General features: G+C 69.7%; 14 protein-coding genes. 5 read left to right on the top strand and 9 right to left on the bottom strand.

What is annotated here, in order from left to right; all coding sequences use genetic code 11:
- Positions 1-5: 5 nt before the first annotated feature.
- On the bottom strand, positions 6-1,838 hold the full coding sequence (hemG, locus tag LXX_RS00520; protein ID WP_011185196.1) for a protoporphyrinogen oxidase: 1,833 nt from the start codon (positions 1,836-1,838) through the stop codon (positions 6-8).
- On the bottom strand, positions 1,835-2,968 hold the full coding sequence (gene hemE / locus LXX_RS00515) for a uroporphyrinogen decarboxylase (protein ID WP_011185195.1): 1,134 nt from the start codon (positions 2,966-2,968) through the stop codon (positions 1,835-1,837). The genes hemG and hemE overlap by 4 nt, the downstream gene beginning before the upstream one ends.
- 109 nt (positions 2,969-3,077) lie before the next feature.
- Here hemE and LXX_RS00510 point away from each other — a divergent pair, with 109 nt between their 5' ends.
- Entirely contained in the window at positions 3,078-4,376 is a 1,299-nt protein-coding gene (locus LXX_RS00510; RefSeq protein WP_011185194.1) for a glutamyl-tRNA reductase, read from the top strand.
- Between the two features lie 76 nt (positions 4,377-4,452).
- Complete coding sequence (locus LXX_RS00505) at positions 4,453-5,844, top strand: glycine--tRNA ligase (protein WP_011185193.1); 1,392 nt, start codon at positions 4,453-4,455, stop codon at positions 5,842-5,844.
- Positions 5,845-6,017: 173 nt separating this feature from the next.
- Here the strand turns inward: LXX_RS00505 and LXX_RS00500 are convergent, their stop codons facing one another.
- From LXX_RS00500 to LXX_RS00475, 6 genes are all read right to left on the bottom strand, one after another.
- On the bottom strand, positions 6,018-6,926 hold the full coding sequence (locus LXX_RS00500) for a serine hydrolase (RefSeq protein ID WP_041766853.1): 909 nt from the start codon (positions 6,924-6,926) through the stop codon (positions 6,018-6,020).
- 128 nt (positions 6,927-7,054) lie between these two features.
- Positions 7,055-9,010 (bottom strand): M13 family metallopeptidase, encoded by a 1,956-nt coding sequence (locus tag LXX_RS00495; protein ID WP_011185191.1) that lies wholly within the window; start codon positions 9,008-9,010, stop codon positions 7,055-7,057.
- A gap of 16 nt (positions 9,011-9,026) precedes the next feature.
- The gene (locus tag LXX_RS00490; RefSeq protein ID WP_041766850.1) at positions 9,027-9,425 is read right to left on the bottom strand and encodes a hypothetical protein; all 399 of its coding nucleotides are present in this window, start codon (positions 9,423-9,425) and stop codon (positions 9,027-9,029) included.
- A 282-nt stretch (positions 9,426-9,707) separates the two neighbouring features.
- Entirely contained in the window at positions 9,708-9,923 is a 216-nt protein-coding gene (locus LXX_RS00485; protein ID WP_155806744.1) for a hypothetical protein, read from the bottom strand.
- Between the two features lie 685 nt (positions 9,924-10,608).
- Entirely contained in the window at positions 10,609-10,926 is a 318-nt protein-coding gene (locus LXX_RS00480; protein ID WP_011185188.1) for a hypothetical protein, read from the bottom strand.
- A complete protein-coding gene (locus LXX_RS00475) occupies positions 10,923-11,552 on the bottom strand; it encodes a hypothetical protein (protein ID WP_041766846.1) in 630 nt (209 codons plus the stop codon). The genes LXX_RS00480 and LXX_RS00475 overlap by 4 nt, the downstream gene beginning before the upstream one ends.
- Positions 11,553-11,616: 64 nt before the next feature.
- Between LXX_RS00475 and LXX_RS00470 the strand changes: the two genes are divergently transcribed.
- The 3 genes from LXX_RS00470 to LXX_RS00460 all read left to right on the top strand — a co-directional run bounded on the left by LXX_RS00470 (position 11,617) and on the right by LXX_RS00460 (position 14,689).
- On the top strand, positions 11,617-13,053 hold the full coding sequence (locus LXX_RS00470) for an MATE family efflux transporter (protein WP_141692787.1): 1,437 nt from the start codon (positions 11,617-11,619) through the stop codon (positions 13,051-13,053).
- A 211-nt stretch (positions 13,054-13,264) separates the two neighbouring features.
- Positions 13,265-13,723, top strand: coding sequence for a hypothetical protein (locus LXX_RS15025; RefSeq protein ID WP_141692788.1), 459 nt, complete (start codon positions 13,265-13,267; stop codon positions 13,721-13,723).
- 336 nt (positions 13,724-14,059) lie between these two features.
- Positions 14,060-14,689 (top strand): hypothetical protein, encoded by a 630-nt coding sequence (locus LXX_RS00460; RefSeq protein WP_011185185.1) that lies wholly within the window; start codon positions 14,060-14,062, stop codon positions 14,687-14,689.
- A 43-nt stretch (positions 14,690-14,732) separates the two neighbouring features.
- Here the strand turns inward: LXX_RS00460 and LXX_RS00455 are convergent, their stop codons facing one another.
- Positions 14,733-15,788, bottom strand: a complete 1,056-nt coding sequence (locus tag LXX_RS00455; RefSeq protein ID WP_041766842.1) for a lactonase family protein — start codon at positions 15,786-15,788, stop codon at positions 14,733-14,735.
- Positions 15,789-15,805 lie beyond the last annotated feature (17 nt).

Below are 15,805 nucleotides of genomic sequence, written 5' to 3'. Positions count from 1 at the left end.
CCAGGTCAGGATGCGCTTCCGTCCCCCGCCGTCTCCGGCTCGGGGATCGGCGAACGCGCCTCGCGCCGTCGCTCGTTCACGCGGACGACGGCCTTCTTGATGGCGACGAACACGGCCTCCGGCGCCTCGCACGCCTTCTCCGCCATGAAGTCCTCGACCGCGTGGACCCGCTTCTGCACCGAAGGCGACTCCCACACTCTGGCGGCGGCGGCCTTCAGCTGGTCGTAGCGCTTCCGCCCGGCCCGCGCGCCGAGCACATAGCCGACGGCCGCTCCTGCGACGAACAGGATCTTTCCTCGCATCCTCACCCCTCCATGTCCTCGGTCAGTGCTCTCCAGCGTAGACCCCCGCGCCCGCTCGGCTGCCTGACGGGCATCCGGGACGACGGAGGCGAGCCCGGTCCCGGTCAGCCAGGAGCCGGTCACCTCGAGACCCTCGACGCTTCCGACGCCATCGCGAACGCGCTGGATGCGCTCCCGCTGCCCCACTGTCGCATAAGGAAGAGCGTTCGTCCAGAGAATCCGGGCGAATGCAGCCACATCGGATACCGCAAGCGGAATATTGAGTAGGGCAGAGGCGTCCGCGAGCGCGATCTCCCGGAGGCGCTGATCGCCCAGCTCGCGGGTCCCTGGCTGGCCCGCCCGGCCGTACGACAGACGGACGACGTGGCAGCCGTCTCCCGCGGCCTCCGCGACCCACGCCCACTTGGCGCTCGCATGCGTGAGGGCTTTGGCGGTGACGCCGGAGCCGGGGGCGTCGGCGACGAGCACGCCCGTCCCTCTGGGCGCCTCGGCGGCAGCGGGCGTTGTGAGAACGAGGGTGACCAGTTCGACGCTCGACGCCGGAGGCCAGTCGAGACCGGCCAGACCGGCCAGCGAAGGGGATGCCGTGGGGAGCAGCGCGAGCGCAGCGTGCGCGGGCGCGGCCATCACCACGGCATCCGTGTCGATGGCCGTCCCATCGGCCAGGCGAAGGGTCCAGCGGGCGGGTCGGCGTCCGCCGTCCGATTCGGGATGCGCGACCCCGGCGGGCGCATGCGTCTCGGACGCGGCCCACGGCTCGATCGCGGTGACGGCGGCGGCGGTGCGAACGCTGCCCCCGCGCGCGCGGAAGTCGGCGGCGAGCGCGGCAGGGAGCCGCCACATCCCGCCGCGGAGTCCCTGCACAGCGCTTCCCGCCTTCGCCTGCGACCACAGTTCGCCGACGGCTCCGGAGAGCGAGCCAAGGCGGGTCAGCGCGGCGTTGAGACCGGGGGCCACGACCTCGATGTCCAGATCGTCCGGCGCAGCCGAGTAGACACCGGTGACGACGGGGGCGACCAGTTCGTGCAGAGCTTTCGCGCCCATCCGCTTCCGCACGAGCGTTCCCAGCCGGCGCTCCTGCCCGATTTTGAGCACCGGCAGCAGCCGGTCGAGGTAGGCGCGGAGGGCGCCTCCCCAGCCGATGGCGGCCACTACATCGCTCGCGAGCGGAGAGCTCGGGATGCCGAGCAGCCCGGCCTTCGGCAGCGGAACGCTCTTCGTGCCGGTGCGCACCCACGCGCCTGCCGGGTTCGGCGAGACGACATCCCCGGCCAGGCCCAGCTCATCGAGGAGCTCAGCGACGTGACCGCCGCGAGTCGCGAAACTCTCCGCGCCGGCGTCGAGCGTCATCCCGTCGAGTTCGAGCGGTGCGACGGAACCGCCGATGCGGTCCGCCGCCTCGAGCACGATCACCTCGAAGCCGGGCCGGGCACACTCGCGCGCCGCGACGAGACCGGCCATGCCGCCGCCGACGACGGCGATCCGGGTCGGGTCGGCCTCGATGGTCTGTCTGAGCTCCGCACCGAGACTGGTCATGCTCGCCACCCATGCACCAGCTCGACCACGCGGGTGAGCACGGCAGGGTCGGTCTCCGGGGGGACGCCGTGGCCGAGGTTGAAAACGTGCGCCGGCGCGGCGCGGCCGCGGTCGAGCACATCGAGCGCATGGCCCGAGAGCACCTCCCAGGGCGCGGCGAGCATCGCCGGGTCGGCATTGCCCTGGAGCGGCACGATATGCCCCAGCCGGCGGCTCGCCTCGTCCAGCAGGGTGCGGTGGTCGACGCCGATCGCGTCCGCGCCGGCCTCGTGCATCGCTGGGAGGAGTTCTCCGGTGCCCACGCCGAAGTGAACGATCGGCACAGCGCGCACGACGGCCTCACCGTCCGGGTCCGCCGACGGGACCGTGTAGGTGAGGTCGCGGACGTGGGAGAACGCCCGGGCGGACGCCGGGGCGGCATGCTCGGCGTAGTCGCGGAGCGAGAGCGATCCCGCCCAGGAGTCGAAGAGCTGCGCAGCGCTGGCCCCGGCCAGCACCTGGGCGCGGAGGAAAGCGCCGGAGAGGTCGGCGGTCCAGTCCATCAGGCGGGCCCAGGCGCCTGGGGCGGCGTGCATCAGGGTCCGGGCCCGGAGGTGGTCTTTCGACGGCCCGCCCTCCACCAGGTACGCGGCCAGAGTGAACGGCGCACCGGCGAAACCGATCAAAGGGGTTTCATTCAGCTCGGCGGTCGTCAGCCGCACGGCCTCCTGGACCGCGGCGAAGGTGTCCGCGGCGAGCGCCGCCGGATCGACGGCGCTCAGACGGTCGACATCGGCGGACGTCCGCACGGCCCGCTCGAAGACAGGCCCCTTGCCCGGCTGGATCTCGACCTCGACGCCCGCGAGCTTCAGCGGCACGACGATATCGCTGAAGAAGATCCCCGCATCCACACCGTGACGGCGCACCGGTTGCAGGGTGATCTCGCTCGCCATCGCCGGATCGAGGCAAACGTCCAGCATCCGGGTGCCCACACGGAGGTCGCGGTATTCGGGCAGCGAACGCCCGGCCTGGCGCATGAACCACACCGGCGTCACCTCCTGCCGTTCACCCTGGTAGGAGCGGACGAGGCGGCTCGCGTGGGTGAGGCCCGCGGCGAGCGGGTGGGTGGGGTCGAGAGCGGTCACGATCACGATTCTGCCAGGTCGCCGATGGGCAATGCCTCGGGAATCCGCACGGCAAGACCGGAGGGCCGGGCCATCCGATTCGAGGAACGCGCGCGGCGCGCGTAGGCTGCACACCGTGCTTATCTGCTTCTCATCGAGCCACCGCACAGCCGCTTTCGACCTCCTGGACCAGCTCGAGCGCCATGCTCCGGCCGTTGCCACCGCGCTCGCGGAGCACAGCGAACTCGTGACCGGTTCGGTGGTGCTCGCCACCTGCAACCGCTTCGAGGCCTACCTCGACATCGACGAGCCGCTCCCGGCGGCACGCGCGGTGTCCGCCGAAACCGTGATCGCCGCTGTGGGCAACGCCGCCGGGATCGACGCGGACCTGCTGCGCTCCTCCAGCAGGGTGTACTGCGACGATGCGGCGGCAGAGCACCTGCTCTCCGTGTCGAGCGGACTCGATTCCGTGGTCGTCGGCGAGGGTGAGATCGCGGGCCAGGTGCGCCGCGCGCTCACCACGGCGCGCCAGGCGGGCACGGTGAGCCAAGACCTGGAGCGGCTGTTCCAGGTCGCGTCCCGGACCTCGCGCGGCGTGAAGAACCGCACCGGCATCGCGACCGCCGGCCGCTCGATCGTCCGCCTCGCTCTGGACCTGGCGGAGAGCCGGGTGAGCGATTGGTCCCGGATGCGCGTGTTGCTCATAGGAACCGGGAAGTACGCGGGCGCGAGCCTGGCGGCCCTGCGCGACCGCGGCGTCGCCGATGTGCAGGTCCACTCCCCCTCGGGCCGCGCCGAGAAGTTCGCACTCTCCCACGGGGTGACCGCCGTCCCGGCCGGCGGCCTCGGCGCAGCGCTCGCCCACGCCCACCTCATCGTCACCTGCACTACCGTGCGCGATTACACGCTGACTCCCGGGAATTTCGGGCAGGCGCAGCAACAGGACGGCATCGAACGCCGGCTCGTCATCGACCTCGGGCTGCCCCGCAACGTCGACTCCGCGGTCGCCGAGCTGCCGGGCGTCGAACTGCTGGATCTGGAGACCATCAGCCTCCACGCGCCGGTCGCCGAGCTGAACGCCGCCGACGACGCCCGCGAGATCGTCGGCGCCGCCGCCGCCGAGTTCGCCGCCCAGACCGCAGAGCAGGCGGTCAAACCCGCCCTCATCGCGCTGCGCAAGCATGTCTTCGACATCCTCGACGCGGAGATCGCCCGCGCCCGCACGCGCGGCGACTCGAGCGAGCAGACTGAGGCGGCGCTCCGGCACCTGGCGGGGGTCCTCCTGCACACCCCGTCCGTGCGCGCCCGCGAGCTCGCCCGGGCGGGAGACGCGCAAAGGTTCGCGGACGCGGCCGAAACCCTCTTCGGCCTCCGGATCGAAGAAGCGCCCGTCCACCCGCGGCTCATCGCGGTGGACCGGGTCACCGCATCCTGAGCCCCTCGCTCCCTTCAGTTAGGGTGGATCGGGGACTCTGCCCCCGATCCACCCCCGCACCGAAACAGGAGCACCTATGGCCGCCGCACCGTCGAGACTGGATTCCGTCATCACGCTGGCGCAGCACCGCGGGTTCGTGTTCCCCTCCGGCGACATCTACGGCGGTACCCGCTCCGCGTGGGACTACGGCCCCCTGGGCGTGGAACTGAAGGAGAACATCAAACGCGAGTGGTGGAACTCGTTCGTACGCGGCCGCGGCGACATGGTCGGCCTCGACTCGGCGATCATCCTGCCCACGGCAGTGTGGGAGGCCTCCGGGCACGTCAAGGTCTTCAGCGACCCGCTGACCGAGTCGCTGATCACACACAAACGCTACCGGGCCGACCACCTGTTCGAGGCGTACGAGGCGGAGCACGGCCACCCGCCCGCGAACGGGCTGGACGACATCGCCGACCCCGACCACCCGGAGAAGGTGGGCCAGTGGACGCCGATCCGGCCGTTCTCGGGTCTCATGAAGACCTACCTGGGCATCGTGGACGACGAGTCCGGTCTGCACTACATGCGGCCGGAGACAGCGCAGGGCATCTTCACGGATTTCGCGTCGGTGTTGCAGACCTCGCGGAAGAAGCCACCGTTCGGCATCGGCCAGATCGGCAAGGCGTTCCGCAACGAGATCACGCCGGGCAACTTCATCTTCCGCACGCGCGAGTTCGAGCAGATGGAGATCGAGTTCTTCGTCGAGCCGGGCACCGATGAGGAATGGTTCGACACCTGGATCGACCTCAGCTGGGAGTGGTTCACCGGGCTGGGCATCAAGCCCGAGAACATCCGCCGGTTCGAGCACCCGAAAGACAGCCTCGCACACTACTCGAAGCGGACCATCGACATCGAATACAAATTCGAGTTCGCCGGCTCCGAGTGGGGTGAGCTGATGGGGGTCGCGAACCGCGCGGACTTCGATCTGAAGACGCACATCGAGCACTCCGGCAAAGATCTCAGCTACTTCGACCAGAACAAGAACGAGCGCTATGTGCCGTTCGTGATCGAGCCGTCGTTCGGGCTGACCCGCGCGCTGATGGCCTTCTTGGTGGACGCCTACGACGAAGAGCAGGCGCCCAACGCCAAGGGCGGCACCGACAAGCGCACGGTGCTCCACCTCGACCCGCGACTGGCCCCGGTGAAGGTCGCGGTCCTCCCGCTCTCGCGCAACGAAGCGCTGTCCCCGCTCGCGCGCGGACTCGCCGACCGCTTGCGCCAGCGCCGCGCCGTCGACTTCGACGACTCCGGCGCGATCGGCCGCCGCTACCGCCGCGAGGACGAAATCGGCACGCCGCTCGCCGTGACGGTCGACTTCGACTCGCTCGAAGACGACGCCGTGACCGTGCGGGACCGGGACTCGATGAGGCAGGAGCGCATCCCGCTGGAGGGCCTGGACCGCTACCTCGCAGAGCGGCTTCGCGAGGTCTGACCTCCGACAGCGCACGATCGCCCCATCGCTCTCCCCGGGAAAGCAGATCCACTCGAACCGAGCAGCCACCGCTCGAACCGCAATATCGTCTTTCACAGTGAGATGAGGGGCGTCTGTGATGCCGAGCGCCGATCCAGCGCCGGGTACGACGCATGTTCAGCGGTCGCACCCGCTCAGAAGACGTACTCGAGGAGGTCGAGGCCGACCGTCCGCATCCCGTCGATGACGGCGAGCCGCGAGGAGAGGCTCGTGTCGTCGAAATAGGTCGAGACGGCGAAGGTCAGTCCGGCCCGCGGGCCGCGCAGCACGCCGACCTCGCTGCGCACACCGGCGTCGCTGCCGGTCTTGTTGACCAGCAGAATGCCGTGCTCGGCGTGCCGGTGCGAGTGCGGGTCGAGGCCGAAGGCACCGGAGACAAGGGAGAAGTCGCTGTTCAGCGAAAGCCAGGAGATGACCTGGCGGCTGGTCTGGGGGTTGACGACCTCGCCACGGGCGAGCGCGGCGAAAAGCCAGGTGAGTTCGTTTGCGCTGCCGATCGAGAGCTGCGGTGCGTCGTCCGGGCCCCGATGGTCGCGGACGAGGTCGAGAAGCGCGGTGCGGGTGAGCCCGAGCGCCTCGGTACGGGCGCTGACCGCCTCCAGGCCGACGCGGCGGAGGAGCACATTGGTGGCGAGGTTGTCGCTCGTCGCGCCGACGAGAGCGGCGAGGTCGGCGACAGGGAGGGCGGGCACCTGGAGGTGCTGCCAGATTCCGGAGTCGCCCACGGCGTCCTGGGGAGCCCGGTCCAGCAGGGCCAGGGAACTCAGCCCACCCGACTGCAATCGCGCCGCCACTTCGACGAGGAGGAGAACTTTGCCGATGGAGGCGGTGGGCATGACGACGTGGTCGTCCACCGAGAACAGCACCTCGCCGGTGCTCAGGTCCGTCACACGGCCAGACACCTGCACGCCCTGCACCGCCAGTTTCCCGAGCGCGTCGAAGGCGCGGCTGAATGTCTCCCGCGACGGCACGGCTCCCCGATGCCGGGCACGGCGCACGTTCACGCTGCGGCGGTGCTGGGTCTCCGGGGTCTGGATCGTCACGGCGGTGCTGGGTCCTTCTCCACGTCGGGACACTTCGGTCGATCTGCGGTCCCCCCGGCCATGGACATCGATGATGCTACTCCGCCCGGAGGGTGCTTAAGCGCCTCCGGAAGAAATTGTGGTGGGTGTCACCAGATAGTGACGCGCTTCTCCGGGGCCAGCCACAGACGATCGCCCTCACTCACCTCGAAAACATCGTAGAAGGCGCCGATATTGCGCACGATCTGGTTGCAGCGGAACTCGTTCGGCGAATGCGGGTCGATCGCCAGCAGGCGGAGGACCTCCTCATCGCGTCCTTTCTGCTGCCATGCCTGCGCCCAGCTGAGGAAGAAGCGCTCAGCGCCCGAAAGGCCGTCGATCACCGGCGGCTCCTCGCCACCCCGTGAGAGCAGGTACGCTTTCCAGGCGATTCCGAGCCCGCCGAGGTCGCCGATGTTCTCGCCGATGGTCAGCGCCCCGTTCACGTGGTGCCCGGGCACCTGCGCGGGCGACAGGGCGTTGTACTGTTCGATGAGGCTGGCCGTGCGCTCCTCGAACGCGGCGCGGTCGGCAGCGGTCCACCAGTCCTCAAGGCGGCCGTCGCCGTCGAATTTGGAGCCCTGGTCATCGAAGCCGTGGCCGATCTCGTGGCCGATGACGGCGCCGATCGCGCCGTAGTTGGCCGCGGCGTCCCGATCGGCGTCGAAGAAGGGGTATTGCAGGATAGCCGCGGGGAAGACGATCTCGTTGAAACCGGGGTTGTAGTAAGCGTTGATCGTCTGCGGCGTCATGAACCACTCGTCGCGATCCAGCGGCCGGCCGATCTTCGCGAGTTCGCGGTGGAACTCGAACAGCGCCGTGGCGCGGACGTTGCCGAGCAGATCGGCCGGGTCGATGGTCAGCGCCGAATAGTCGCGCCATCTGACCGGGTAGCCGATCTTCGACGTGAACTTCGCCAGCTTGTCGAGCGCCCGGCTCCGCGTCTCCGCGCCCATCCACTCCAGCTTCTGGATGCTCTGCCGGTACGCCTCGATCAGAGTGGCGACCAGGGTGTCCATCGTCTGCTTCGCCGCGGGCGGGAAATGCTTCTCGACGTAGATGCGACCGACCGCCTCGCCCATCGCGCCCTCGACCAGCGAGACGCCGCGCTTCCAGCGGACGCGCATCTCCGGAGTGCCGGTGAGGGTGCGGCCGTAGAAATCGAAGTTCGCGTTCACGAAGTCACCCGGCAGGTAGGGGGCGGCACTGTGGATGATCTGCCAGGCCAGCCAATCTTTCCACGACGCGAGCCTGTCCTCGGTGAGCAAGGAGGCGAGGCCCGACGCGAACGAGGGCTGCCGGAGCACGACCTCCGCCAGCGCGCCCTCCGGAGCGCTCAGGCCCCTCGCCCAGTCGTCGAGGCCCGCGGAGCCGAACAGCGCCGTGACGTCGGCCCAGGTGAACAGGTTGTAGGTCTTCTCGGAGTCGCGCGACCGCACATTGTCCCAGTGCTGCGCGGCGATCTCCGTCTCCAGCTCGAACACCCGCTGCGCGCGCTCCGGCGCATCCGAGAGCCCGGCCAGCTCGAACATCCGCTGGAGGTGCGCAACGAACGCCTCGCGGATCGGCGCGAACCGCTCCTCCCGGAAGTACGACTCATCCGGCAGCGAGATCCCGGCCTGCTCGGCGAACACGAGGTAGCGCTCCGGATCGCCCGGGTCGTTGTCCACGAACAGCTGGTAGAACCCGCCGACCCCGTGGCGCTCCAGCCGGCCGAGCGTCTCCAGCAGGGCCGGGACACTGTGCGCATAGCTCGCGAGCGCCAGCTGCGCCTCGATCGGCTGGACGCCCAGTGCGTCCACGCGCTCCTCGTCCATGAAGCTCGCGAACAGATCGCCGAACCTGCGCTCCTCGGTGCCCTCCGGCGCGGTCTGCGCGGCCTCGACGATGTCGCGCACCGCGTTCTCCGCCTCCTCCGCGAGCACCATGAACGACCCCCAGCGCGCTTTGTCGGCGGGGATCTCCGTGCGGTCGAGCCACTTGCCGTTCACGTGCCGGAACAGGTCGTCCTGCGGACGGATCGTGGGGTCGAGTTCGTCGGTGGCGATGCCGGAAACCTGCGTCATGGCCCCAGCCTACGGGTCAGACCAGCAAGGCGAGCGCCCGGAGACGCCAGAACGAGGTGAGGAACAGCCCCGCCAAGACAAGCTCCACCAGGATGGACACGACCCCGGAGACACTTCCATACCCGGCGAGGGAGAAGCCGGCGTTCACGACCGCAAGCAGACCGTAGCCGACGCCGAGCACGCCGGAGAGCAGCGGCCGGTTCGTCATCCGCCACCAGGGCCGAGCGGCCCGGACCGGTTCGCCAGGGCCGCGGAAGACCCGTGTCGCGAGATACCAGGCGACGAGCTGCAGGATGCTGAGAGCGATGGAGCCGCCCTGCGTGTTCAGCGCATCCAGAAGCAGGATGAGCAGGAGGTCGACTCCGACGAGGATGGCGACGACGATCGCCTTCTCCTTGGGCGTGATGAAGCGCATGGTGCTGTCCCCTGAATGTTCGATTCCGAGGATGTCAGATTCCGCTCGCTCGACCGGAACGGCGCGCCGCGGCTCGCTCAGCGGCCGGGTAAGGGGCGAAGAAACCGGCTCCCGAGTCGCGCAGCACGGAGACCGACCACGACCGCGACGAGGACCGCCACGACGTCGGAGATCGCGGCCCAGAACATCTTCTGCCATTCGAGCTCGTCAGAGCCGATCGACCTGTGTCACCGGCCGGGCCGGGTTTTCCCACCGGTCCGCGCGGAACGGGACCGCGGCGAGTCAGATCGTCTCGCAGATGATATCGTCGATGCTCGCGTACTCCCGGTCGGAGGCGCTGTCGGGGATCGTGTACGAATACGGGACCCCGCGCTCCAGCGAAACGACCTGGGAGTGCTCTTCGACCGTATCGCCGTCCTCCGTGTCCGCGAAGCCGGAGACGACGCGAGCGGACGGGCAGTTCCGGTCAGAGGTGAGCAGGAATGTCCAGCCGTCCACCGGCTCCACTGTGACGCCATCGATGACGTAGGTGTCGTCGGCCGCCCCGCTGCCACCGTCTGGAGCCGACGAGGCGCCCGGGAGGGAAGGCCGCGACGCGGCGGTCCGAGCAGGTGGCCGGCGACGAGGGCGACGACGAGAATCCCGGCGAGCGTGACGGCGAGAGCGGCGCCGCCGAGCGCCCAGGCGACGATGAAGCCGGTGGAGAGAGGAGGGCGAGCGGGGGCGAGCGGATGAGGGAGGGCTGCCGCGGGGAAGGCGACCGGAGCCGACGACGGGTGGCCGGGCTGGGGCGTTTGCCCCGGATAGGCGCCCTGCGGCGGCTGCGGCGGGTAAACAGGCGGCAGCGGGTAGCCGGGCTGGGCCGTTCGCTGGGGCGAGTCGCCCTGGCTAGTCTGCGACGGAGAGACAGGCTGCGGCACAGAGCCGGGAGCGGCCCCCGGAACCGGAAGCGGCCCCGGAGGCGGCGGACCGGGCTGCGGAGGTATGCGCCGGGAGCGGACGCGACGACCAGGCCGACCCGGGAGGGCGCTCGGCGGCGGCCATCGCGTCCCCGCGAGCAGCGCATCCCTCGCCGCAGCCTCGCCTTCGGGCAGCACGGCGGAACGGAGGCCGTACGCACGGAGAATCTCTTCCTGGATGGCCGACGGCAGAAGGCCGAGGAGAGCAGAGGCTTCGGCCGGGGTCATAGCAGGGTGGTTCCTCGTGATCGCATGGGTTGATCGTAATGGAGTGAGCAAGCGTAGCCGGTCGCCGGGGCGCGGCCTTTGACCGCGAGCCCGGCGAGAAGGGCGGTCGCCACGATGGGGGACGGCACGCCGGCATCGCGCGCTGAGCTGCCGGGCAACGCGCTCGGCGGGGTGGAGGCGGCAACGGCGCTGCCATCGGGGAGGCCGCCCGCTCCGCCCGACGAGGCGACGTATCCAGCCACGCCGATGACGACCAGAACGGCCAGTGCGCCGAGCGGGAAACTGCGCACGAGGCGACGCGAGCCCCAGCTCACCACAGATCCCCGAGAGTGCGGCGCATTCCGCGGCCACCGACGCGGACCCCCGGCCGCTGGGCCGTCGCGATCTCACCGAGTTCGCGCATCACGCGGCCGTAGTACGGCCGCGTGACGGCATTGCGATAGGCGCCGGGATGTAAATGCGCTTCGTTGCGGAGGCGGATCTCTGCGCGGGCAGCTTCGATCGGGGCGATGAGCTTCGCCCCGTTGCGGTAGCGGATGAGGCGGTGGACCCACTGGTCGAGCAGCTCCGGGAGTCCGGCCGGGATGCCCTCGTGCTCGGCGGTGAGCGGACCGCGCGCACGGGCCGGTTCCCCCGGGCCGGGCGTGCGACGGGCGTGGTCCCCGCCCTCCGCACCGCCGCGCTGACGACGCTCGGCGGCGAGCACGGCGAGCAGGTCGTCGGCGCGGTTCGCCTGACGGGAGAGGATCTCCAGCGCGTCGAGCGCGGCGGCGAGCTCGTCCTCGTAGGCTGCGTAGTCCCCGGGATGCGCCGACCGGTCGTGCTCGAGGTCGCGTTTCGCCGTCGCCGCCTGCCCACGGGTGAGGACGGTGCGCCCGGTGCGCCCACGCTCCAGCCGCCAGCTCCAGGTGGCGAGCAGCTCCGGCATCAACGAACTCATGACACCACTGTAGGAACAACCACTGACACTCGGCGAGGCCCCCGTCGAGTAGCGTGGAGGCGCCGTGAATCCCCTCCCCCGCCGCCCGCTCGACCGGGACATCCTGCGACTGGCCGTGCCCGCCCTCGGTGCGCTCGTCGCCGAGCCGTTGTTCCTACTGGCGGACTCGGCGGTGGTCGGTCACCTCGGCGTCGCACCGCTCGCCGGGCTCGGGATCGCCGCCGCCGTCCTGCAGACGATCGTCGGTCTGATGGTCTTCCTCGCTTACTCGACGACGCCCGCCGTGGCTCGCTGGCTCGGCGCGGGCGACGAACGCGCGGCCGTCGCCGCCGGTGTGGACGGCTGCGGGCTCGGGCTCGGGCTCGGGCTCGGGGCCGTGCTGGCGGCGGGACGGCTGGCCTCGCCGGTCCTCGTCTCGCTGTTCGCGGCCTCCGCGGCGGTGAGCGAACAGGCGGAGGTCTACCTCTCCATCTCGATGGCCGGGCTGCCCGCCATGCTGTTTGTGTTCGCGGCAACCGGGCTGCTGCGCGGACTGCAAGACACCCGGACGCCGCTGGCCGTCGCCGGCGGCGGCTTCGCGGCCAACATCGCGCTGAACGCTGTCTTCATCGGAGTCCTGGGCCTGGGCATCGCAGGCTCCGCGCTCGGAACCGTCGTCGCACAGTGGGCGATGGTCGCGGTGTACGCCGTCGTCGTCGCCCGCCACGCCCGCCGCGCCGGCGCGGGCCTGCTCCCCCGCCACACCGGCCTCGGGCGGACGGCGGTCGCCGGGGGCTGGCTGTTCCTGAGGACGGCGAGCCTCCGTGGCGCGATGCTGCTCGCCATCGCCGCGGCGACACGGCTCGGACCGGACGATCTCGCCGCCTTCCAGGTCGCTATGACCGTCTTCGCGACGCTCGCTTTCGCCCTCGACACGCTCGCCATCGCCGCCCAAGCGCTCGTCGGCAAAGGACTCGGCGCGGGCAAGCTCCCGGAGGTGCGCGCGGTGCTCCGGCGCTGCGTCCAGTGGGGCGTCGGGTCGGGGGCTGTCCTCGGCGCCGTCACCGTCGCGCTGAGCCCCGTCGCGGCCGGACTGTTCACAAGAGATGCCGCCGTCACCGCGCTTCTCCCGGCGGCGCTCGCGATCGTCGGACTCAGCGCACCGCTCGGTGGGTACGTCTTCGTGCTCGACGGTGTGCTGATCGGAGCCGGAGACACGCGCTACCTCGCGCTCACGGGCTTGCTAAACGTCGCAGTGTTCGCGCCGCTCGCCGTGGCCGTGATCGCGCGGGGCGACCACGACGCCGGAGGCCTCGCCGCGCTCGCCGCCGCCTTCGCCTTCGGCTACCTCGGCTCTCGCGCCCTCACCCTGGGCCCGCACCTCCGCGTGGCTCCGGCCCGGCGCGGCGTTCTAGGCGAGGAACTCGCGGGCGGCGGCGACCAGCGTCCGGGGCGAGGCGGAGGGCGCTCACCGGCTCCTTCCTCCCGAACCCCCTCCGTTTGCGAAGGGACCGACAGGTAGGCGCAGACCGGCAGAGAGACAGGACGCTGCGCTGTTCACACCCTCACGGATTCCGCGCCATTGCTTGAGCGTCAGGAACCGATGAGCCAGGCAGCTGCCGGGAGCTTGACCGACCGTGCCGTCGAAGTCCACCGTCAGCTTCAGTTAAGAGTCACTTCCATAGTGGCTTGTAATCTTCTTGGAAGGACACGACCTGGAAGTCGAGAGAGCGGTGAATGATGAAGCAAAAGGGCGCACAGAAGAAGCGGTTGCGAACCTTGTGTGGATCATTTGTCAGGATGAATCTCCACACAACACGGTTCTGGGGGTATTCGCAAACGAGGCCCAAGCTTCACAGTTTGCGGAAGAAGTGCGGAGCGAGTTCGCCAATGGAGTGATCTATTCGTCGTTCCCCATCGGATTCCGGTACGACCGCGGTTCGGGGCATGTCGCTGCGGAATTCGTCGATGAGTTCGTTCGCGGCGTCGATGCGAGTGTTGCAGTGGTCAGTGAAGAGAGCGGCGATCTTAGCACCGTCCTTGACGGCGTGCTTCGCGGCGGCGATTTTGTCGCGGCTCTTCTCCCATTCGGCGACAACCTTCTCTGCGAGGGCGATAGCCTGGTTTCGCTGCTCGTCCCCCGTGCCGCTCAAGCCGCTGATCGTCGAAGAGTCCGAAAGCGTTTCCGCTGAGCCCTTTGCCAGCCACGTCGCGCATGCAACAGAGGCGAACGCGGACGGCTCAACTCCCGGATAGCTGGCGGAGCAGCCAGCGAGGAGGGCCGCGGGAACAAGAGCGGCCAGGACAAGAGACTTCTTCGGTATAGAGGATTCTCCCATTGAAAACTGATGCACAGAATTTAAAAGGTATCGTTCAGGATTAATGGTGGCCGCTCGCACGGCGCTCCTCCCCTGAGGCAGTGGACAGAATGAGGACGATGCCCCTCTGCGCACACCGGTCCCGGGCCGGAATGACGAGGATGGGCGGTAGAGCCTCCTCGTCTCAATGACGTCCAGGAGAAGATGAATATGAGTTTCACACCGTTTAAGACTCGGTCGCGCACTCTCTCCGCTTGGTTCGCAACGCGTCCCGACCTGTTCACGCCGGAGCGCTCACCGCGTAAGACGATGTCGTGGATGATCGTCGCCGGGCTGATGGCAGCGCTGACCCTCATCGTCTTCCTCAATCCAGCGGCCATCGTAGAGACCCTGGGTGGACGCGTGAAGGCCGGTCTCGCGATTGCCGGTGCGTTTGCAATGCCCCCGGCGATCTTCGTTGTGTGCGTCGCGATGGTCATCGCCGGCTCTCGCCGCTGGAGAGTCACGGGCGGTGGGGTGCTCACGAACCCGGTGATTCACAGTTTCCGCCCCGGCTTCCCCATCGACGATCTCCTCGCGGCGATGCAGCGGGGCGCGGTCGCCAGCGCCGCGATCGTCGCCGGTCTGGCGGCAGTCCAGAAGGACGGTGGGAACACGAGACTGATCACGGTCTGGGCCTCCGAGGCCGACCGTGTCCTGTATGTCGGACTGCTCCGTGTCGACGGCGACGAACTCTGGATCGACACAGAACCGTTCGCTGTCGGGCCGGACCGCTACTTCGACGCGAAGAAGCACGATCGGACCGCGATGCGAGCCCGCACCAGCGTCGATGGCCTCTGAACTCGCCCAGCGAAGCGCTCGCAGCGAACCGCGCCGGGCGGCCTCAGAGCACGACAACGCACACCGGCGTCGGCACCGCGTTGTCGCTCAGCCAGGTGAGCGCGCGGGTCTCCGGATCGAAGGCGAAGACCGTCACCCGGTCGCTGTCCTGGCACGAAACCAGCACGCGGTCACCTTCGGGCGTGAGGACGAGGTCGGGGGGGGGGGGGGAACGCCCCCCGGCCGGTGCGAACGTCGCGAGTCTGAGCCGGGATTCCGCGCCATCGAAGGCGAACACGGCGATCGTGTCATCGCCCCGATTGCTGACCAGAACCGTCCGGCCGTCGCCGGTGACACGGACGGCGGCCGGGAAGTTCGGCCCGTCCGCCCCGGGCGCACGGGTGGACGCGGCGCCCGCAAGGCGGAAGCGTCCATCCGCCCCGCGTCGCAGCACGGCGACCGTGCTTTCGAGCTCGTTGACCAGGAAAGCGTGCCCGCCGTCCGGGTGGAACGCCAGGTGGCGCGGTCCGGCCCCGCCCGTCACGACCGTGGCCTCGGGACGGAGCGTGAGGCAGCCCTCTTCGGAGAATGCGTACCAGCGCACCTCGCCCAGTCCGAGGTCGACCACGACGAGGTCACCGGTGACCGGGTCGACGCTCAGCTGGTGGACATGCGGACCCTCCTGCCGCTCCGGGTCGGGGCCGGAACCCTCGTGCTGGACGAACGCGGTGCGCTCCAGCGGCATCCCCTCGGCGTCCAGCGACCACACCGAGACGGTTCCGCTCCCGTAGGAGCCGACCAAGAGGAAGCGTCCAGAGGGATGCACGGCGAGGTGCGCGGGTGAGGAGCCGCCCGCGGACTCGCGCCCGCTGGGGAGGAGAGCGCCGCCGCCCTCGCGGGAGAAAGCGGTGACCGAGCCATCCGGGCCGGTCTCCTCGACCGCATAGACGGTGCGCGCCCCCGGTCCGACCGCGATCCACGACGGGTTCTCGAGAAAGGCGGCGACACCGGCGGGCGAGACCGCGGCGCCGTCGAAAGTCGCAGCGAGAAGCCCCTCCGCGTGCCCGTCGACGTGCGGAAGGGACTCGGTGTACGTGCCGATGAGGAGCTGATGGACCATGCCCCCATCCTGGCGCA

Source organism: Leifsonia xyli subsp. xyli str. CTCB07, from assembly GCF_000007665.1.
In the GTDB taxonomy this organism is placed as follows: domain Bacteria; phylum Actinomycetota; class Actinomycetes; order Actinomycetales; family Microbacteriaceae; genus Leifsonia; species Leifsonia xyli_C.
Note: the sequence above shows the minus strand (reverse complement) of the source record. Positions and strands in the feature narration are given on the sequence as shown.